Genomic DNA, 21,804 nt, shown 5'->3' on the forward strand with positions numbered 1-21,804 from the left:
AAATCAAAAAAACCAGCGTTTTGATTGTCACGTATGTATCATCAAACGAATTCAAAACCACTAAAACATAGAGTACTATGAAAAACAATGAACTAAAAACAAAAGGTGAACTTCGGGAAGAAAGTTTATTTGACAAAACTGTAGGCAGAAGATCCTTTCTTCAGTATGCAGGTGCAGGTGCTGCAGGTATTGCTTTGGTAGCAGCTGGTTGTAAAAAAGACCGCGGTTATGAAAACCCAAGTATGAATGGAGGCGCAACCTTAGATTTTAAAGATGATATTGGGGTATTAAATTATGCTTATGCTTTAGAGCAACTGGAAGCTGCATTCTATATTCAGGTTGCCAATAGTAATACCCAATTTACTGGGTCAAATGCTGCAGCAAAAAAGGCATATTTTCAGGATATTCAGTTTCACGAAATTGCACATAGAGAATTTTTCAAAGCAGCTCTAACCACATCTGCAATCGGCAGTTTACAGGTAGATTTCTCATCAATTGATTTTACCAGCGAAGCAAGCGTTCTAAGTGCCGCTATGGCTTTTGAAGATTTAGGTGTTGCTGCTTATAATGGTGCCGGATCAAGATTGAAAAATGCAACATATTTGCTGTTAGCCGGTAAGATTGTTTCAGTTGAAGCCCGCCACGCAGCTTATGTACGTGATTTAGTCTCAAATGGAACATTTGCTGATCTTAATAGTCTTACTGCACTCGGTGCTAATAACGCAGGTGGTTTAGACGCCGCATTAACGCCCGATAAGGTATTAGCCATTGCTGGAAAATATGTTAAAACCAAAATTAATGTAATCAATCTTTAATTTTTAAAATCAGAAAATCATGAATATCGTAAATATATTAGAAGAAATTGAAAAAGTTGACGGTGAAATCTATGAGCGTTTAAATCCGAGAAGGGCCGCAATGAAAAGCTTTTTCAACATGGGCAAAAAAATCTCTTTAGCTGCTATGCCGCTGGCTCTGGGTTCAATGTTTCAAAAAGCATACGGACAAACAGCTTTACCTACTGCGGTTGTTGATGTATTAAACTTTGCTTTATCGTTAGAGTATTTAGAATACCATTTTTATAATCACTGTATTGTAGGCAAAACTGCAGGATCATCGGTAACCGATGTTACCTTTAATTTTCCTAATGCGGCCAGCCAAGCAGCTATTACTATCATTCGTGATCACGAAAAAGCGCACGTTGATTTATTGGTAGGCGCTTTGGGAAGTTCTGCCCGTGCTCCTATTGCATACGCAGATACCGATTTTAGGGCTGGTGGAGCATTTGCTTCGGTATATTCTGATTATAATACTTTTTTGGCTGTAGCACAAGGTTTTGAAGATACAGGAGTTAGAGCGTACAAAGGTCAGGCAGGAGCCTTATTAGGTAGTCCTGTATTGCAAACCGCTTTACAAATCCATTCCGTAGAAGCACGTCATGCTTCGCATATCCGTCAAATGCGTACAGCAGCTGGTACAGCAGTATACAAACCATGGGTTAGTCTTGGTGCTTCAGGGCAGGCAAATGATTCAGGGGTAGCTGCTGTTGATGCGGTATATGCTGGTGAAGATTTAACCGTACAAGCTGGTGCAAACATTGTGGGAATAGGTGGCAATGCAGGCATAACCAAAGCTGCAGCGGTTGAAAGTTTTGACGAGCCTTTAGATAAAGCGAGTGTAGTAACTATTGCGAACTTATTCTTAAGGGACGGAAAAAAATTATAGTGTATAAACAAACATATTCACATTATTAATTAGGTAATGTTTGGTTTAAGGTAGGGAGGTAGAACTTGGTTTTACTTCCCTTTTTTGAATAAGATTTTTAAGATGATAGGTTTTTAGGATTTACGCGTACAATAAAATGCATTTTCCATCATCCATCTCACATCATCCATTTTACATTAGTACGTAATCACCTGCTCTTCTAAATGTTCAGGCAAATCCCTATAATTATATTTTTGTCCTCGTAACTGCGGTTCGAAACCTGCCGCTTTAATTGATTGTTGAATGCCGTTTGCGGTAAACCGGTGCGGTGCACCAGCAGCCGATACTACATTTTCTTCAATCATAATCGATCCAAAATCGTTAGCACCTGCATGTAAACAAAGCTGTGCAGTAGCTTTTCCAACCGTTAACCAGCTCGCCTGAATATTTTTAATATTTGGCAACATGATGCGGCTCAAGGCAATCATACGGATATATTCATCAGCTGTTACATTGTTGCTGATTCCACGTAACCTCTTTAATAAAGTGCCGTCATCCTGGAAAGGCCAGGGAATAAAGGCCAGAAATCCGTTTGCGTCCGCTGGTTTTTCACTCTGTACCTGGCGGATCCAAACCAAATGCTCAAAACGCTCTTCGATGGTTTCAACATGGCCGAACATCATGGTTGCTGATGTGGTAATATCTAATTGATGGCATGCACGCATTACATCAAGCCATTCTTGTCCACCACATTTACCTTTTGAAATTAAACGCCTTACGCGGTCGTTTAAAATTTCTGCACCAGCGCCAGGCAGAGAATCCATGCCGGCTTCCTTTAATACTTTTAATACTTCGGTATGCGTCATACCCTCAAGTTTTGCAACGTGTGCAATTTCTGGCGGACCTAAAGCATGCAGTTTTAAATCAGGATATAATTCTTTTAGTTTTTTGAATAGGTCAGCATAAAATGCTAAACCCAAATCGGGGTGATGGCCGCCCTGCAATAACAATTGATCTCCACCTAAACGGAAAGTCTCTTCAATCTTTACCTTATACGTTTCAATATCAGTAATGTAACTTTCGTCGTGGCCAGGCCTGCGGAAGAAATTACAGAATTTACAGTTGGCAATACAAACGTTGGTGGTATTTACATTACGGTCGATCTGCCAGGTTACTTTTCCACTGGGTACCTGAATCTTCCTCAATTCATTCGCCACAAACATTAACGATGCAGTATCAGCATGATGGTATAAATGTACACCTTCTTCAAGGCTCAAAAAATCGAAATGTAATGCCCTTTGCAGTAAATCGGCTGTATTCATATTACAAAGATAAAGAAAAGTCCTTAGTCGTGAGTCCCAAGTCGTCAGTCTTTAGTAAAAGATTGGTGTGTTTAAGAAGTAATTTTTCGTATGTTTTGCTTTTTTATCTTCCCTATTACATTTTCCATCTTTCAATTTCCCTTAAAACAATATCTTTACGGTTCTAAAATTAGATATGGTAGATTTTAATCGTTTTACACTTGCCAATGGTTTAAAAGTTTTGGTGCATGAAGATGCAACAACGCCAATGGCAGTTTTAAATATTTTATATGATGTGGGTGCCCGTGATGAGGATCCTGAAAAAACCGGTTTTGCACATTTATTTGAGCATTTAATGTTCGGCGGATCGGTAAATATTCCGAATTACGATGAACCTTTGCAGCGGGTAGGTGGTGAGAACAACGCTTTTACGAGCAATGATATTACGAATTATTACATCACGCTGCCTGCAGAAAACATAGAAACGGCATTTTGGCTGGAAAGCGACCGGATGCTCAGCCTTGCTTTTTCTGAAAAAAGTTTAGATACGCAAAGGAATGTAGTAAGCGAGGAATTTAAGCAACGTTACCTTAACCAGCCTTATGGTGATGTTTGGTTAAAATTGCGTCCACTGGCTTATAAAAAGCACTCTTACCGATGGGCAACTATTGGTAAAGAACTTTCGCATATTGAAAATGCAACAATGGATGATGTAAAAGCATTTTTCAAAAAACATTATACGCCACAAAATGCAATTTTGGTTGTTGGCGGAAATGTGAAAACAGCAGATGTGAAAAAAATGGCTGAAAAATGGTTCGAACCAATTCCGGCAGGTGAGAAATATAATCGAAATTTAATTCAGGAAGATTCTCAAACTGAAGCCAGGCAAGAAACGGTTAGGGCTAATGTACCCTTAAATGCGATTTATATGGCTTTTAAAATACCGGGAAGATTAAATCAGGATTATTACGCCTTTGATTTATTATCCGATATTTTATCACGGGGACAGTCTTCGCGTTTGTACAATAGCCTGTTGAAAGAACAAAAACTTTTCAGCGATATCAACGCCTATATTTCAAGTAGTTTAGATCCGGGTTTGTTTATTGTTGAGGGTAAACTGGTTGAGGGGATTACAATTGAAACTGCCGAAAAGGCAATCTGGGCTGAACTGGAAAAATTAAAGAACGAACTCGTTTCTGAAACTGAATTAACTAAGGTAAAGAATAAGGTAGAATCAGTACTCGTGTTTTCTGAGATGAGCCTGCTTGATAAAGCGATGAACCTGGCTTACTACGAACTATTGGGCGATGCTGCTATGTTGAACCAGGAAACGGAAGAATTTTTAAAAGTAGAGGCAAAAGATATCAAAAGGATATCTAACGAAACTTTTAACCATAAATCATCATCTACTTTATATTACTTAACTGAAGAAAATGCTTAACAGACAACAGGCGCCTGATTTTAAGCAGGTATCGACAATAAATTTTATCCATCCGGAGAAAAAAGTATTAGATAATGGTATATCCGTTTTCACTATCTATTCTGGCGAACAGGATCTGGTGCGTATCGAATTTATTTTCGATAATGTTAACTGGAAATCCGAAAAACCATTGCAGGCTATTGCAGTGAGCGCATTGATCAATAATGGAACAAATAAATTATCGGCAAAAGAGATAGCCGAACAAATTGATTTTTATGGTGCATTTTTCCAAACAGAATATGTCCAGGATCAATCTTCGGTTACGTTATATACTTTAAATAAACATTTACGTTCGGTATTACCGATTGTGAAAGATGTTCTATCAGAAAGTCAGTTTCCACAGCAGGAACTTGATATTTACATCCAAAACCAGAAACAAAAACTGCAGGTAAACCTCAAGAAAAACGATATTCTCGCGAGAAAGGAGTTTGCGCACGCTTTATTTGGTAATACCGCCTATGGTGTAAATATACAGGCTGAACATTATGATGGTTTAAAACGTGAAGACCTGGTTGATTATTTTAAAGCGGCTTATGCACCTAACAACTGCACCATTATTGTTTCCGGAAAGTTTGATGAGGCAAGTTTTAATTTGCTAAACGATGCCTTTGGTAAAGATTGGGAAAAGAGCAATGCAATAAAAAACAGTTTTGATTTTGCCGCAACTGCAAAACAGACTATTTATACCGAAAAACCAGAAGCTTTGCAGTCTGCTATCAGGATTGGTCAATTGGCCATAAACCGTAAACATGAAGATTTCTCGGGACTTCAGATTCTAAATACCGTTTTAGGTGGGTATTTTGGTTCGCGTTTAATGAACAATATCCGTGAAGATAAAGGCTATACTTATGGCATTGGTTCAGGGGTTTCTTCGCTGCAGCAGGCAGGTTATCTTTTTATCGCTACCGAAGTTGGTGCTGATGTGTGTGCGGCTGCATTAACTGAGATTTATAAAGAGATCGAGATATTGAAAACTGAACTGGTAGGGGACAAGGAACTGAACCTGGTTCGGAACTACATGCTGGGTTCTATGTTGGGCAGTTTGGAGAACGTTTTCTCCCATGCCGATAAATTCAAGAATATTTATTTCGCAGGATTGGATTACGATTACTATGCCAAATATATAGAGACAGTTAAGACCATTACTGCTGAAGAATTACTTGCCATGGCGAATAAATACCTGACTACAGATCATTTTACTGAAGTAGTCATTGGGAATAAGTAAGTGCGAATAGCTTAATTAAAGAAGTCAAGTTTTTAAAACCTGACTTCTTTTTAAACTACCTATACTGGCATAAATATGCCGTTTGTATAGTCGTTTTTACTTTAAACGATGAATTTGCGGGAACTTCGAATTTATCGCCTGCTTTAATGCTTTGCCATTCATTGGCATCAGGAAGTAAGGCTTCTAATTTACCCTCTATAACAAGCATAATTTCTTTTTGATCCGTACCAAAGGTATATTCTCCCGGATTGATAATGCCAACAGTCGATTTGCCTTCAGCGGTTTCATAACCCAGCGATTTAACGTTGCCATCAAAATATTGGTTTTCAGTAATCATAATTTATAAGGTTTTAGCTAAAACAGCTTTTTGTTTATCGGCCTGATAGATCTTTTTATAAAAATCTACATACTCCCCATATTTTTCTGGTGGGTACTTTTTATTATTCATGGTTTGCGTGCGGTTATAAACAATCGTATTGTCTTTTATACTGAATTTAGCGCTGTACGACCCAAACTCCGAAGTAATGGTAATATCTTTTGGAATAAACTCTACATTGTATCCTTTTGGTAAGATGTAACTAATTTCATCATCATCATTATAACTAAAGGGAACAGCGAAGTATGTTTTTCTTCCCTCTACTTTAAGCGGAACGCTTTCTCGACGGTTAACCTGATTGACCACTAAAAACAACTTATCTCCACCTTTGGTTAATAGTGGATTGGTTTTAAAGTTAATCTCTTCTGTTAGCACAGGCACCGTTTTGTCTGGCTGTGCATACTTATAACTAACCAGCTCAGCCATCGGAATGGAACTTTCTTCAATTATTTTTTTCCTAAGATCAACAGGTTCCATTAAAGTCATCGAAAAATTTTCTTCAAATTGTGCGTTGCCATAGGTTGATTTTATTTCAGAACTGGCCGTACCATCTTCTGCCAATATAATTTTGGTTTTTCTGATCTGATAATTTTCCCTGGCATTGTAAACTGGGGTATGCACTATTTTCCCTCCGTCTTCAGTTACCATTAATACATTCCGGTCAGAATTGCTATAGCCAATAAATCCCATTGGTTTATATTGACTGGTGCATTCTAAAAAGGTAGTGTCTTTTGGAAGAGGAACACATAAAATCATGTGGTTGGCCTGCCCCACACTCGAGTAATTGGGGTTTAAACTGGGCATATCATTTCCAATAACGATTAAATTTGAGGGAATTCCTGCTTCGTTTAATAAAGCCTTCATATAATTAGAAAGCGCTTTACAATCGCCGTAATTCACCTGTGCCACTTTTTCGGCTAAAATAGGCCTGAAGCCACCTATTCCTAGTTGAACACTTACATAACGGGTGTTTTGCTGCAAATGGTTATATAGAATCCGGATCTTTTCTTTTGATGTTTTAGCGTCTTTAATTAAATTCTGTACCATTAACCTGGTTGCTTCCGGAAGCTTATTTCCACCTTGATTTAACGTAAACAACCACGAACCAAAATTTTTCCAGTTATCGAAATTACCTGTCGAGCCATCATATTCGAACTGATTTGGAGCAGCTTTAACCCAGGTAGCAATATTATCAATCCCTGTACTTAAAGGCTCTTCAGCAACTGCACTAACATTGGCACTTTTCCATTTATACTGTACTTTTTCTCCATTAATTACCGAGTCGGTCTTTAAATTCGAACTCGTAATGTACCTCATTTTGTAGTTCTTTGCCCTTTGAATGGTGTAGGCCGATTTTTCTACCGATACGCCAAAACCTTTCAGGTCTCGCCACGAAGGGAAATAAAGTAGTCCGTTATAGTCCTGGCTATAGCTATATTCTATGGTGTACGGATAGGTTATACTTACAAATTTTAAGAGCTTCATCCTATTGTCCTCAAAGATCGAAAAATCGGAAATCAGGCTTTGGTCATTAATATCAGAACTTTTATAGTCTTTTATTTTTTTGCCTGCAGCATCGTAAAGGGTCGCTTTGATGTTATATATGCTGCTGAATTTATCATAAACCTCTGCCATTTCTCCATATTGGTCGCCTGCTTTGTTTAAAATGGTAATTGCTATTTTATAATCCATTTTTGCTGCTCCCAATCCCTTAACATCAAAAAGTGATTCTTCATTCCTGATCACCACAATTGCATCTTTTTTCAGGTTTTCGGGAATTTTTGCTACATCATAATCTGTCTGTGCAAACACAGTATTAATACCCAAAAGCGAAAGCGCTAAACTTAAATAATATTTCATTATCCTTTCTTTTTAAATACAATTTGTTCAGCCTGTTTTTCTACAACTGTTTTAAATAATTCTTTTAAATCGAAATATTCTTCTGGCGTATAAAGCGATTTGTTGACGTTGATGCTGCTTTTTACCATCAAGGTTTTGCCTTCTGCTATATAATTAATGGTAAAGGTTCCGCTCTCTTCCGGAAGTTTGTAAATACCTCCTTTAGGAAGTTTATCTACTTCATAATCTTCAGGAAAGTTTACTGTAATGCGGTAGCTTTCTTTAAATGGATAGGCAAAATCAACCGGGAATTTACGCTGCTCCAGTTTAAATAAATTTTCTTTTGTTCTCTCAAAAAGGAGCGGGGTGAAGTATACCAGGTTGCCGGCTTCCTCAACATTATCCTCAATTGTAACATCCATGCTTTCTGTCAACAGTTCATCAAGATTGTCGAGGTTGTCGATTTTGTAAGCAGAAACTTCAAGGCCTGTTTTGTCTTTTTTGAAGTTTTTAACAAATTCTGTTTCGTTATTAGTAGTCCTATATTTATTGCGCAGGTTTAAGGCTGCATAACCTTTAGAATATTGGTTGATTGTTCCCGATAGTTTATGCTCTTTATCCAGCACCATATTATACACAAAAATCTTTTCGCTCGGTATATTCGGTTCGGTAGAAAGCCATTTGCCATCGTTATTTTTTAAATCTATGTAAAAGCCTCGGTGGCTCAGGTTTTCGTAATCCAACATTCCGGCAGGTAAATCCTTATCTGTTGCGTCAAGATAATAAAGTGTATTCCCGATCTGGGTAACGCCAATTACATTATTAAACGCCGATTCTAGTGGATATCCTGGGTGTTCTCCATTTTTTCTTGTACTGATCAGCACCGGATAGGACTCAATTTTCGCTTCTTTTAATAAACTTAACAAGGAAAGGTTAATATCAGCAGACGAACCTGTTTTCTTTTCGAAAATGCTTTTTGGACTGGTTTCTTTAGCATATTCCGAGTATTCTTTATTCCATTTTAAGTTGTTTTTAACATAGTTTAAAATGAGTTTTACAGCGGCAAGGGTATCTTTTTCTCCTTTTAGAATGCCCGGAAGCACCGATTTGGCATAACTATTTTTATTAATAAAACCGCCAAATTTTTCATCTCTAGCCAACCCATTAATAATTTTTGACCACGAACCATTAAAGTCTTCGTAAATCGTGCCTGGGAATTGGGTCGCCCTAAGTTCAAATTCGATTTTAGGAGTATAATCATCCATGGTGGTTACATACGGCTCCTCTTTCAACGCAGGTACATTAGCAGCACAATATTTATCATAAACAGCGGTAGAATGCACGCCTGATAAGTAGCTTGCATTTACATCTTGATGAAGCGGATGATCGATCTGATAATAATACCCACTTATGTTATTCTTATAAGTCAGGTACTCTGGTATTCTCACATTATATTCCGACCAAAGTGTAGGAACACTTGATTGAAACCGCCAGCCGCGTAACGTAAAAATAAAATCTGATTTGATCTTATATTTAAATTCAATGATCGAACCTTCTTTCACGTTAGGAAGTGCAAACTTTTTGATCACATAATTTTGGTTAAACTCTTCGGTAAACTTGGCATCTTTGTTAAGTTTGCTGGTCACCATTTTACCATCAACCATGTTATAGGTTGCAGCATCCATGTAGTTAAGGTCTTCTTTCCTAGAGTTATTGCTTTTGTAAAGTTCGATTTTAAAATTGGCAAGATCATAACCGTTTTTATTTAAGATTTTATAACGTATGTGCCTTTCAAAAACATAAACAAATCCACCTAAAGACTGGCCTATTTCAAAATAGCAATCGCCAACATCGAATAGTTTAATCGCCGAAGCCGAAGAGTCTTGTCCCGAGGCTTTTACTTCGAATTCTGTTGGTGCAATTTTACCAAACTTAAATTCTCTTTTTACAGGTTGAGTAGTTTGGGCATAGGCGGTGCTAACTCCAATGCAAAGCATTAAAGTCAGAAATTTGAGAGCATTTTTCTGCATTATAAAATTAGTTGTTTGGTTCTGCAAGTATAAAAACATTCTCCGAATTATTTTGAAATAATTTTCGTCTAACAGGTTTGATTTTTATAGATATAGGCAAGCGCAACAAAGAAAATAATGCTTAATTAAATCCAGGGTCTGGAATTGTCAGGCAAGCTTAATATTTAAGTAATTTTAACTCGACGCTTTTGTTTTCGCATTATTTTCGTATCTTTGCCTGGCAAATAATAAATCCTAATTTATTTGCTATGCAACTCGATTCCACAAAATTTATCGCCACAGGTTTAACGTACGACGACGTACTATTAGTGCCTGCATATTCCGAAATTCTGCCCCGTGAAGTAAATACATCCACTTTTTTAACAAAAAAAATCAAACTTAATGTTCCATTGATTTCTGCCGCAATGGATACCGTAACAGAGGCTGAACTTGCCATTGCAATTGCACAAAATGGTGGCATCGGGATGTTACATAAAAACATGACCATAGAAAGACAAGCTGCAGAAGTACGCAAAGTTAAGCGTTCAGAAAGTGGTATGATCCAGGATCCCGTTACCTTATTGGAAACAGCTGTTGTAGCCGATGCTTTCAAGATCATGAAAGAGCATAAAATTGGTGGCATTCCGGTTGTAAGCAGCGATAATAAACTGGTTGGAATTATTACAAACAGAGATTTACGTTTCCAAAAAGATATGAAGCGGCCGATTTCTGAAGTAATGACAAAAGATAATCTAATCATTGCACCAGAAGGTACTACTTTAGTACAGGCAGAAGAAATTCTTCAGAACCACAAAATCGAGAAACTTCCCGTAGTAAGCAAAGATGGTTACCTCAGTGGTTTAATCACCTTTAAAGATATTTCGAAAGTAAAAAATTATCCTGTTGCCTGTAAAGATGAACGGGGCCGTTTACGTGTAGGTGCCGCCGTTGGCGTAACTGCCGATACCATTGAAAGGGTTGATGCTTTAGTTGCAGCCGGAGTTGATGTAATTACCATCGATACTGCTCACGGTCACTCTAAAGGAGTAGTTGATAAATTAAAAGAAGTAAAAGCTAAATACCCTGAATTACAGGTGATTGTTGGTAATATTGCTACTGGTGCTGCTGCAAAATTCCTGGCTGATGCTGGTGCTGATGCTGTTAAAGTAGGTATAGGTCCGGGATCTATTTGTACCACCAGAATTATTGCCGGTGTTGGTGTTCCTCAGTTATATGCCGTTTACGAATGTGCTAAAGCATTGAAAGGTACAGGTGTACCAGTAATTGCTGATGGTGGTATTAAACATACTGGTGATATTGCTAAGGCAATTGCATCAGGAGCAAGTACCGTAATGGCGGGTTCGTTATTTGCAGGAGTAGAAGAATCGCCGGGTGAAACCATTATTTACGAAGGACGTAAATTTAAATCTTACCGCGGAATGGGTTCAATTGAAGCGATGGAGCAAGGTTCTAAAGACCGTTATTTCCAGGATGTTGAAGACGATATTAAAAAGTTAGTTCCTGAAGGTATTGTTGGTCGCGTACCATTTAAAGGTACCTTGGCTGAAGTAATGTACCAATACATTGGTGGTTTACGTGCAAGCATGGGGTATTGTGGAGCCGCAAATATTGAAGCTTTACAAGAAGCACAGTTTGTACAGATTACTGCTGCAGGTATGCGCGAAAGTCATCCACACGATATCACTATCACCAAAGAAGCACCTAATTACACCAGATAGGGTTAAGGCAGAAGGTAAGAGGGAGAAGGTTGAAGGTAATATTTACTCAATCTTTCCTAATAAATAGAAAAACGGGTCATCGGTTTACGATAGACTCGTTTTTCTATTTAACCCTTGCAGGTTTTTAAAACCTGCGAGGGTTTGCGGCTATTTATAAAAATCACAAAATAAAATTTGGAGGATAATATTTTTTAATATATTTGTCTACTAAATCTATAGTATTTATATAGTAATTATGAAAGCAATTCAAAAAACGCACTCGTATTGTTGTTGTAGCCATTCTAAAACAGTAATCGCATAATTCCAACGGGTCATTAATCAACCGCATTTAAACAAACTATCAACATAATTATGAACAAAAGTTTACTTTTTCTCTTTTCATTTTTACTTTCGGCAGGTTTCGCTTTTGCCCAAAGTGCAGTAACCGGTGTAATTAAAACAAGCAATGGCACCACCATCCCGAATGCAACCATAAAGGTGAGGGGAACAAACCAAGCTGTAGTGGCCGATGAAAATGGTGTCTTCAGCATTAATGTAAAACAAGAAACACCATTTTACCTTCAGGTAAGTTCGGTGGGTTATAAACCACAGGATTTTCAGATATTAAAACTTCAGGAGACGCCCATAGAACTGGTTTTAGTAGAAAATGCGCTATTAGATGAAATCGTGGTAACATCCAGAAGGCGCTCAGAGGTTTTACAGGATGTACCCATTCCAATTACTGTTATTGGTGGCCGTGCTGCAGAAAATGCTGGTGCTTTTAATGTTAACCGTTTGAAGGAATTGGTACCTTCTGTACAGTTATATGCTTCTAATGCCAGAAATACCACTTTAAATATCAGGGGTTTAGGGTCTACCTTTGGTTTAACCAATGATGGTATCGATCCTGGAGTAGGGTTTTATGTAGATGGTGTTTACCATGCACGTCCGGCTGCTACCTCTACTGATTTTCTTGATATTGAGCAGATCGAAATTTTACGTGGCCCACAAGGTACTTTATTTGGTAAAAACACAACAGCAGGTGCATTTAACATCACTACGAGTAAACCAACTTTAACACCAAGTGCAAAAATAGAATTGAGCGCAGGGAATTATAATTTTATTCAGGCTAAAACATCAGTTTCCGGCGCACTTGCAAAAGATCTTGCTGCAAAAATCTCCATTTCGGGTACACAACGTGATGGTACCATCTGGAACACCAGGGAAGAGCGCAAGTACAGCGGACAGAATAATCTCGGCTTTAAAGGGCAGCTATATTATAGTCCTTCGGAGAAATTACAGGTATTGTTAAGCGGCGATGTAAGTATTCAGCATCCGGCAGGTTATCCTTTGGTCATTGCCGGTGTAACTACGACTGAAAGAAGTGCTTACCGCCAGTATGCCAGAATTGTGTCTGATTTAGGCTATCAACAACCTAAAATCGATCCTTTTTCAAGGGAGATCAATACCAATACCCCCTGGAGGCACAATCAATCAATCGGTGGTATATCATTAAATGTAGATTACAAAATCGGCAATGGAACGCTTACTTCAACCACCGCCTGGCGATTTTGGAACTGGGATCCTACAAATGATCGGGATTTCTCAGAATTAGCGGCGCTAACCAAATCGCAGGGTACCTCACGTCACGATCAATACTCACAGGAGGTAAGATATGCGGGTAATATTACTGAGAAATTAAGTGGAGTAATCGGTGTTTATTTCCTGGGCCAGAATTTAAAAGGATTGGCACAAACAGAAGAAGTAGGTAAAGATCAGTGGAGATTTGTACAAACCAGTAATACAGGCAGTCAGGCTTTATATTCAACCCCTGGTTTGTTAGATGGCTTTGGAATTAAAACCAATTCTACCATCAAATCGTTAAGTGCTGCTGTTTTTGCACAGGTTGATTGGGAAGTTTTCAAAAACCTGCACGTATTGCCAGGTTTAAGGTATACTTATGATAAAAAAGATGTTGATTACGACAGGGTTACCTATGGTGGTTTACAGACCACTGATGCAGCATTATTGGCGCTTAAAGCGGCGGTATATGCCAATCAGCAGTTTACGACCAAGGTAGACAACAACAATTTATCAGGTAACTTTACCGTATCGTACCGCCCAACGCATAACTTAAATGTTTATGGAACTTTCTCTACTGCTTACAAACCCGTTGGTGTTAACGTAGGCGGTTTGCCAACTACCTCAACTGGCGCAGCCGATTTATCTGTAGCGGTGGTTAAACCGGAGTATGTTCAACATTATGAGCTGGGTGCTAAAACAAAGCCATTTAAAGGTGCTATCGTGAATCTTAGTTTATTTAATACTGATATTAAAGATTACCAGACCAATGTTCAGTCTCCACAATTGGGTGTAAATAGAGGCTATCTGGCAAATGCTGAAAAAGTAAGGGTAAAAGGATTGGAAATTGATGGTACTTATCAGTTAGAGCGGTTTTTAACTTTAAATGCTGCTTTGGCTTATTTAGATGGCAAATATGTAAAGTTTACAAATGCACCTCTTCCTTTAGAAGAAACCGGACATACGGAATTGGTAAATGGAGTTGCTACGCAAGTAGCATTTAAAGATGCTTCCGGAGGTAGGTTACCTGGTATTTCAAAATGGAATATTTCAGGTGGTTCGGAACTCAGTACCCCTGGTAATTTAGCAACTAGAGAAGGCAGGTATTTCGTCGCTGGTGATGCCAGTTACCGTTCAGAATACTCTTCAAATCCTACGCCATCAAGCGTACTAAATGTTAAAGGTTATGCTTTATTTAATGCAAGGTTAGGTTTTAAATCAGATAAGTTTTCTTTATTTGTTTGGAGCAGAAATATCGCAAATAAAAACTATTACGAGCAATTACAGGCTGCTGCAGGTAACTCCGGTTTGTATGCGGGGGTATTGGGCGATCCGAGGACTTATGGCGCAACTATCCGTTTTGCTTTCTAATCTCTCAATTAATCTTTTCTCTCTTATATTTGGTTAGAAGGAGTGGTGTAATGCCGCTCCTTTTTTGTGCTAAAAATACTTATTGTCCCCAGTTGGCTTAGGTGGTCAATATTAGTTAGAAAATGAGAGGGCTGGTACTAATCGGGAGCAGCTGTCCTGCTTTCCGTTTCAAGTCCTCGCTGCGCTGTGGGCTTTCTCTTCAATCAGGTTTATTTAACAAAGTCGAAAGTCGGTGGTTCTTGGAAAAAAATTATACGATCAAACCTTGTAGTTTTTTTTAAACCTAAAAGGTTTAATTAAAATAAGGGGTCCTGTAACAGCTTTGTGCAGAATTAAAATTTATAGAAAGCCGATAAAATCTTAACTTCGGTAAATTTTAAAAAAATGAATAAGCTTAAATCTGTTTGTGTGTACTGTGGCTCAAACTTTAACGGAGATATACAGTTACGCAATGCGATAAAACAGTTAGCAGAAACTTTAGTAAAACAGCAGATTAAGTTGGTTTATGGTGGCGGTAGTGTTGGGGTGATGGGGGTTCTAGCCAACGATGTACTGGAACTTGGCGGTTCGGTTACTGGTATCATCCCTCAGTTTTTAATGGATAAAGAAGTTGGACATAAGGGAATAACTGAAATGATCGTGACTGAAAATATGCACCAGAGAAAACAGAAAATGGCCGATTTAAGTGATGGATTTGTGATTTTACCCGGCGGCTTTGGAACACTCGAAGAATTTTTTGAAGTATTAACCTGGTTACAGCTTGGCTTGCATCACAAACCTATTGGCGTTTTAAATGTAAATGGTTTTTATGATCCATTATTTGCTCAGATGGATATCATGGTGCAAAGTAAATTTTTGAAACCTGCCAACCGCGACCTGGTTTTTAACGAAGCAGATGCTGAAATTTTAATCAATAAGATGGACGATTTTTCTGCTATTCCGGACGAGGTTTGGTTTAGGGATAGGAACTTGAGTTAACTGCAGGATAGCCAGTTGCTTATGGATCATCGTTAATAGTTTAATGGTTCATGGCTGATAGTCAATAGTTCATGGTCAATAGTTAATAGGCCGGTTGTAGACTTTGACTATGAGCTATAAGACCATGAACCATCAGCCAAAAAACATCTATATCCAAATGAACCTAAAAAACATTAATCAACTCTAAAAAAGCAATTATCAACCCGCCAGCCGCATAACGCTCGGCGCTTAAATATAACCAAAATGCAAATCATTACCTCCCACGCAGAATTTGAACAATACCTTGGCAAGGAATTAGGCATTTCTTCATGGCATACCATTACACAAGAACAGATCAACAAATTTGCCGACGCTACATTAGACCATCAATGGATTCATGTTGATGAAGAGCGGGCACAAAACGAAGGACCATTTAAAGCAACCATTGCACACGGTTATTTAACCTTATCCTTAATTCCTTATTTATGGAAAGAAATTGTTGATATTCAAAACTTAAAAATGGAGATCAACTATGGGATAGAAAGTTTAAGGTTCGCGCAAGCCGTAACGGTTAACAGTAAGGTTAGGTTAAAAGCTAAATTGGCTTCAATTATTAACCTACGTGGAGTAACCAAGGTAAACATGGCCATCGAAATGGAAATTGAAGATCAGAAAAAGCCTGCCTTTAGCGGAGAGGTAGTTTTCTTGTATCATTTTGTGAATTAACGATTACAATACAGCGAATTGTTTATCTTTAACGTAAATAAGAAAACAGATTCGCTCATGATCAAAAAACTAAACTCCTTAATTTTTATTTTATTCAGTCTGTTTATCATGTCTTGCCAAACGAGTAAAGATCAAAATTCGGCAGCCGATTCATTTTTACCCATGCAGATTGGTAATTTATGGTATATGAATGCTCAATCTTATACCGAGATTAAAGACACCGTAAGGATCAACAAAAAACTTTTTTACCAATTTTATTCCCTGGTTGGTGGCGATGCGAGTAGTACTGTATATCTGCGGATCGATGAAAGGAATAGATTAGTGGAAAGTTACCCCGATAGCCCTACTAAAACCTACATTCGTGCTGATTTTAATGCTAAAATAGGCGATAAGTTTTTTACCACTGGCGAAAAGGATGAGAATGATAATGAAGTAACTGTAGTTCAAAAATCAGATCAGGAAATGACTTTTTCATTCGATCCCATTTATCATCCCAATTTAAAAGGGCATCCATCTGAAGTAAAATATATCAAAGGCAAAGGCTGGGCAGAAAAATATCAAAAAATAAAAATTGACGGAGTAGTGTATCAAGAGTAGTTAAGAGATCAGCGTCCGGCGTTATGCGATTGGCGCTTTTTAACAAGCTCTGCATTTTCGGGGTTAACCAAACTTCTCATTAATTACTCCATGTCCTCTGTGCCTTTCCTTTGTGATCTCTGTGGTTAAAAACACTTAGCGCTCTTTGCGGCGATCCTTTGCGTACTTTGCGGTAAAAAAAGCCATGGACCCACGGAAAACACGAAGATTTTTCACATAATCCAAACTCTATGTCCTCTGTTCCTTTTCCTTGTGATCTCTGTGGTTAAAAAGACTTAGCATGCTTTGCGACTATCCTTTGCGTGCTTTGTGGTAAAAATGCCAGGGATAAACTGAAAACACACATATATATTCTCAACGCTATGCCCTCTGTGCCTTTATCTCTGTGAACTTTGTGGTAAAAACACTTAGCATGCTCTACGGACTTTTCTTTGCGTGCTTTGCGGTAAAAAAAGCCAGGGATAAACTGAAAAACACATATATATCAATGCTATGCCCTCTGTGCCTTTATCTCTGTGAACGTTGTGGTAAAACACTTAGCGCTCTTTGCAACTATCCTTTGCATACTTTGCGGTTGAAGTAACGGTATTAAAAAAACTTAGTGCGCTTTGCTGTTAAACCTTCCCTTAGACCAGAAACCGTTTTGGTCAATATTGTTTTTCTAAAATTAAATTTAAATTGCCTCCATGAATATCGAATTCAACAAAAACGAGGATGTAAATAAACAGTTGGTTTACGAACTGAAAACCAGACTCAAAAAAATATACCTGGGAGGTGGCGAAAAAAACGCTGCAAAACAAAAAGAGAAAGGTAAGCTGCTGGCCCGCGAACGGATTGCTTATTTAATTGATAAAGATTCTGACTTTTTAGAAGTCGGAGCCTTTACCGCTGATGGCATGTATGCCGAGCAGGGCGGATGTCCATCTGCAGGAGTAATATGTGTTATCGGCTATGTAAGTGGCAGGCAATGTATGATTGTAGCCAATGATGCTACTGTGAAAGCTGGGGCCTGGTTTCCGATGACTGCGAAAAAGAACCTCCGCGCGCAGGAAATTGCCATGGAAAATCGTTTGCCCGTAATTTACCTGGTTGATAGTGCAGGGGTATACTTGCCCATGCAAGATGAAATATTTCCAGATAAAGAACATTTTGGGAGGATGTTCCGTAATAATGCCATCATGTCGTCTGAAGGGATTGTGCAGATTTCGGCCATTATGGGAGCTTGCGTTGCGGGAGGAGCCTATTTACCCATTATGAGCGATGAAGCGATGATTGTGGATAAAACCGGATCTGTTTTTTTAGCAGGTTCTTACCTGGTAAAATCAGCCATAGGGGAAGAAGTGGACAATGAAACTTTAGGTGGTGCCACCACACATTGCGAGATTTCTGGCGTTACCGATTATAAACATCCTAATGATCAGGCTTGCTTAGATAGCATCAGAAACATCATGAGTATGCTGGGCGCACCTCAGCATGCAGGTTTCGATCGTATCAAGCCTGCTAAACCCAAAGAGAAAGAAGAAGAACTGTATGGTATCCTTCCTGAAAACCGGGATAAACCTTACGAAATAATGGATATCATTAACCGTCTGGTTGATGGATCAGAATTTGAAGAATATAAAAAAGGCTACGGACAAAGTATTGTTTGTGGTTTAGGCCGTATTGATGGATGGGCAGTGGGGATCGTAGCCAATCAGCGTAAAGTAGTGAAGTCGAAAAAGGGTGAAATGCAATTTGGTGGCGTAATTTATTCTGACAGTGCCGATAAAGCTACTCGTTTTATTATGAATTGTAACCAGAAGAAAATTCCATTGGTTTTTTTACAGGATGTTACTGGTTTTATGGTGGGCAGCCGGTCAGAACATGGCGGCATTATTAAAGATGGTGCTAAAATGGTAAATGCAGTTGCCAATTCTGTTGTGCCAAAATTCACCATTGTTTTGGGCAATTCTTATGGTGCTGGTAATTATGCAATGTGCGGTAAAGCTTACGATCCACGTTTGATTTATGCCTGGCCAACAGCAAAAATTGCCGTAATGGGTGGCTCACAGGCGGCAAAAACATTGTTGCAGATTCAACAAGCCTCTTTGAAAGCAAAAGGAGAGGTAATTACACCAGAGAAAGAAGCCGAATTGTTAAAAGAAATTACCGATAAATACGATAGTCAAACCACACCTTATTATGCAGCAGCCAGGCTTTGGGTTGATGGGATAATCGATCCTTTAGAAACCAGGAAAGTAATTTCGATGGGAATAGAGGCGGCCAACCAATCGCCGATTACCAGGAAGTTTAATGTAGGAGTGATACAAACTTAGTTTCATAAGTGCTGTCAGATGTTACCATCTGATAGTTTATAATTCCTTTTTAGCGTAAGAGTATTGATAATCAAGCATGAATTACAAAATATCATTTTCGGAAATGGATCAGTTAGGTAGGAAAGTTAACTTAAAAAAAATTAATGTTTCATTAGCGCAAATGAGATTACAAGCATTAAATCTAAAAGCCAAAAGTATTTCAGAAGTGAAAAAACGATCTATTTAATTAGGCTTGATTTAAAATAATATTTTTTGATGTGGTGTCAGATGGTAACATCTGACACCACGAAGATATTTTTTACCACCTAAGCCACCTGAATACACCTGAGTTTAGTGACATGCGCCAAACGCTATCAGCTTAGCGCTTTTCGCCATGCGCCCCACCCTTAACTGTTAATAAGTAAACTATGTTGACAAAGCGCATTTGCTAACAATTATTTAAAGCGTTAAATTTGTGCTACGATTAATGAATTTCAAACACACTATATAATGTCACAAGAAAACGAGCACGTTCAGTGTTTAATTATAGGTTCAGGCCCTGCAGGTTATACTGCTGCAATTTATGCTGCCAGAGCTGATTTAAAGCCAATAATGTATACCGGAATGCAAGCTGGCGGACAGCTTACGCAAACTACGGATGTAGAAAATTTTCCAGGCTACCCGCAAGGAATTATGGGGCCAGAAATGATGGAAGATTTCCGCAAGCAGGCAGAGCGTTTTGGTACCGATATCCGTTTCGGTTATGTAAGTTCGGTAGATTTCTCTTCAACACCACATAAAGTAGTGGTTGACGAAATTAAAACCATTACAGCTGATACCGTAATTATTGCTACCGGTGCTACTGCTAAATGGTTAGGTTTACCAAGTGAACAACAATACAATGGTTTTGGTGTTTCTGCCTGTGCAGTATGCGATGGTTTCTTTTTTAAAGGCCAGGATGTTGCTATTGTAGGTGCCGGAGATACGGCAGCCGAAGAAGCAACTTATTTAGCAAAACTTTGTAAAACTGTGCACTTATTGGTGCGTAGAGATGAATTCAGAGCTTCTAAAGCGATGGTTAGCCGCGTATTGGCAACCCCAAATATTGTGGTTCATTACAATACCGAAACGCAGGAAATTCTAGGTAACGGCAAAAATGTAACTGCAGTTAAAGTTTTAAATAACAAAACAGGTGTCGAATCTGATATCGCCGTAGAAGGTTTCTTCGTGGCTATTGGTCATAAACCTAATACCGATATTTTTAAAGGCCAGTTAGATATGGATGAAACCGGTTATTTAACTACTAAACCAGGGTCTACTTTAACCAATATAGAAGGCGTTTTTGCCTGTGGCGATGTGCAGGATATGTATTACCGTCAGGCGGTAACCGCTGCAGGTTCTGGTTGTATGGCTGCGCTTGATGCTGAAAGGTATTTGGCCGCTAAAGAACATCCAGTAGAAGCTTAATCATATCTTTAGAATATTTTAAAAAGAGAAATCAGTTATGGTTTCTCTTTTTTTATAGAGTCGTCCTCTCGATCACGCCCGATCGTATCGAGCGAATCCTATAGCTCAATCGGGTGCAACGTAGTCGAGATCTATTAAAGCAAATCTTATTTTATAAAACCTCCATTTTTTTTGGAAAGCAAACATAGTAGTTCTTTTTATTGTTAGTCCTGCTTTTTATTACAAGTCCGCACTCGTACCTCGCTTGCGTGCTTTCCATTGCAATCAGGTTTATATACATAGGTTTCTGCAGCTATTAGAGGTTTAATAGCGTAGTGCCCCATCGTTTCTTCTGCAACTTGCAACCCCAAATAGTTTAACCGGCTTTGCCACCTAAACCCGATCGAAGCGGGATGCCAATTTTCTTCAAATTGGCAGAAGCGGGAGCGGGACTGCCCTAACCTAAACGCTTCGTGAAGTAACTATTGTTCTACCAAATAAAATCAGCAATTATATTCGAACACTTGAAAACAAAACCATAACAGATAAAAGTTGTTCTGAGGCGATCGCACAGTTTGGACTAGAAAGAAATCTTGATCAATGGCATAGGCCTAAGAAAATCTTTCATATGCTTCAACAGCTTACAAGAGAGCGTGACCAGATTGTAAGTGAACGCGTTGTTGTAAAGAACCAGGTCCATGCTGAAAAGTCTGAAGTGGAACCGAATGAACGCAGCCTGCAACGACTTAATTAAAGGATTCATCTGTTGAATAAGCAAGAAAAAGAAATAAAAGCTGATTTGGAGATGATTGTCAATGGTGATGCTAATCTAAGCACAGAAATAAAACGTATCTGTAGTATAACAGGAATTGGGAAACTTACCGTCATAATTATTTTGGCTGAAACAAATGGGTTTGAGCTGATCAGAAATAAAAAGCAACTTACAAGTTATGCTGGTTTGGACGTGAAAGAAAAACAATCAGGAACATCAGTAAAAGGAAAACCAAAAATATCTAAGAAGGGAAACAGGCATCTTAGAAAGGCAATGTATTTACCTGCTTTAGTAGCCGTTAAACATGATAAAAACTTTGGAGAAATCTATCTTAGATTAGTTTCAAAACATGGAATTAAAATGAAAGCACTTGTAGCTTAATTTGTCATGGATCTTCGACTACGCTCATAC

Annotated in this window: 17 protein-coding genes; 13 read left to right on the top strand and 4 right to left on the bottom strand. The window is 38.4% G+C overall.

Features of this window, described 5'->3' with window-relative positions; all coding sequences use genetic code 11:
• The first annotated feature begins 77 nt into the window (after positions 1–77).
• Together BCL90_RS14610 and BCL90_RS14615 are read left to right on the top strand one after the other, a co-directional pair.
• Positions 78–815 (top strand): ferritin-like domain-containing protein, encoded by a 738-nt coding sequence (locus tag BCL90_RS14610; RefSeq protein WP_121284743.1) that lies wholly within the window; start codon positions 78–80, stop codon positions 813–815.
• A 19-nt stretch (positions 816–834) separates the two neighbouring features.
• Complete coding sequence (locus BCL90_RS14615) at positions 835–1,722, top strand: ferritin-like domain-containing protein (RefSeq protein WP_121284744.1); 888 nt, start codon at positions 835–837, stop codon at positions 1,720–1,722.
• 176 nt (positions 1,723–1,898) lie between these two features.
• Here the strand turns inward: BCL90_RS14615 and BCL90_RS14620 are convergent, their stop codons facing one another.
• Positions 1,899–3,023, bottom strand: coding sequence for a CofH family radical SAM protein (locus tag BCL90_RS14620; RefSeq protein WP_121284745.1), 1,125 nt, complete (start codon positions 3,021–3,023; stop codon positions 1,899–1,901).
• Between the two features lie 175 nt (positions 3,024–3,198).
• On the opposite strand from BCL90_RS14620, the gene BCL90_RS14625 reads away from it, so the two are divergent.
• Entirely contained in the window at positions 3,199–4,443 is a 1,245-nt protein-coding gene (locus BCL90_RS14625; protein WP_121284746.1) for a M16 family metallopeptidase, read from the top strand.
• Positions 4,436–5,707, top strand: a complete 1,272-nt coding sequence (locus BCL90_RS14630) for a M16 family metallopeptidase (protein WP_121284747.1) — start codon at positions 4,436–4,438, stop codon at positions 5,705–5,707. Before BCL90_RS14625 ends, BCL90_RS14630 begins: the two co-directional genes overlap by 8 nt.
• Positions 5,708–5,762: 55 nt before the next feature.
• Here the strand turns inward: BCL90_RS14630 and ppnP are convergent, their stop codons facing one another.
• Genes ppnP through BCL90_RS14645 form a run of 3 tightly spaced genes read right to left on the bottom strand, consistent with a single transcriptional unit; the run spans position 5,763 to position 9,952 of the window.
• Positions 5,763–6,044: a pyrimidine/purine nucleoside phosphorylase gene (gene ppnP / locus BCL90_RS14635; protein WP_121284748.1), complete on the bottom strand. Its 282-nt coding sequence runs from the start codon at positions 6,042–6,044 to the stop codon at positions 5,763–5,765.
• A 3-nt stretch (positions 6,045–6,047) separates the two neighbouring features.
• Entirely contained in the window at positions 6,048–7,943 is a 1,896-nt protein-coding gene (locus tag BCL90_RS14640) for a DUF3857 domain-containing protein (RefSeq protein WP_121284749.1), read from the bottom strand.
• A complete protein-coding gene (locus tag BCL90_RS14645; protein WP_121284750.1) occupies positions 7,943–9,952 on the bottom strand; it encodes a DUF3858 domain-containing protein in 2,010 nt (669 codons plus the stop codon). Before BCL90_RS14645 ends, BCL90_RS14640 begins: the two co-directional genes overlap by 1 nt.
• 248 nt (positions 9,953–10,200) lie before the next feature.
• Between BCL90_RS14645 and guaB the strand changes: the two genes are divergently transcribed.
• The 9 genes from guaB to BCL90_RS25925 all read left to right on the top strand — a co-directional run bounded on the left by guaB (position 10,201) and on the right by BCL90_RS25925 (position 21,774).
• Positions 10,201–11,670, top strand: coding sequence for an IMP dehydrogenase (gene guaB / locus BCL90_RS14650; RefSeq protein ID WP_121284751.1), 1,470 nt, complete (start codon positions 10,201–10,203; stop codon positions 11,668–11,670).
• Between the two features lie 351 nt (positions 11,671–12,021).
• The gene (locus BCL90_RS14655) at positions 12,022–14,601 is read left to right on the top strand and encodes a TonB-dependent receptor (RefSeq protein ID WP_121284752.1); all 2,580 of its coding nucleotides are present in this window, start codon (positions 12,022–12,024) and stop codon (positions 14,599–14,601) included.
• Between the two features lie 384 nt (positions 14,602–14,985).
• Positions 14,986–15,579, top strand: a complete 594-nt coding sequence (locus BCL90_RS14660; protein ID WP_121284753.1) for an LOG family protein — start codon at positions 14,986–14,988, stop codon at positions 15,577–15,579.
• 243 nt (positions 15,580–15,822) lie between these two features.
• Positions 15,823–16,284 (top strand): MaoC family dehydratase, encoded by a 462-nt coding sequence (locus BCL90_RS14665; RefSeq protein WP_121284754.1) that lies wholly within the window; start codon positions 15,823–15,825, stop codon positions 16,282–16,284.
• A gap of 57 nt (positions 16,285–16,341) precedes the next feature.
• On the top strand, positions 16,342–16,881 hold the full coding sequence (locus BCL90_RS14670) for a hypothetical protein (RefSeq protein ID WP_134380654.1): 540 nt from the start codon (positions 16,342–16,344) through the stop codon (positions 16,879–16,881).
• A 686-nt stretch (positions 16,882–17,567) separates the two neighbouring features.
• Positions 17,568–19,196: an acyl-CoA carboxylase subunit beta gene (locus tag BCL90_RS14675; RefSeq protein WP_121284756.1), complete on the top strand. Its 1,629-nt coding sequence runs from the start codon at positions 17,568–17,570 to the stop codon at positions 19,194–19,196.
• Between the two features lie 489 nt (positions 19,197–19,685).
• Positions 19,686–20,642, top strand: a complete 957-nt coding sequence (gene trxB / locus BCL90_RS14680; protein WP_121284757.1) for a thioredoxin-disulfide reductase — start codon at positions 19,686–19,688, stop codon at positions 20,640–20,642.
• 463 nt (positions 20,643–21,105) lie between these two features.
• On the top strand, positions 21,106–21,375 hold the full coding sequence (locus BCL90_RS25920; protein WP_208529890.1) for an IS110 family transposase: 270 nt from the start codon (positions 21,106–21,108) through the stop codon (positions 21,373–21,375).
• Between the two features lie 12 nt (positions 21,376–21,387).
• Positions 21,388–21,774, top strand: coding sequence for a transposase (locus BCL90_RS25925; protein ID WP_208529881.1), 387 nt, complete (start codon positions 21,388–21,390; stop codon positions 21,772–21,774).
• Positions 21,775–21,804 lie beyond the last annotated feature (30 nt).

It is taken from the genome of Pedobacter alluvionis (assembly GCF_003664035.1).
Taxonomy (GTDB): Bacteria; Bacteroidota; Bacteroidia; order Sphingobacteriales; family Sphingobacteriaceae; genus Pedobacter; species Pedobacter alluvionis.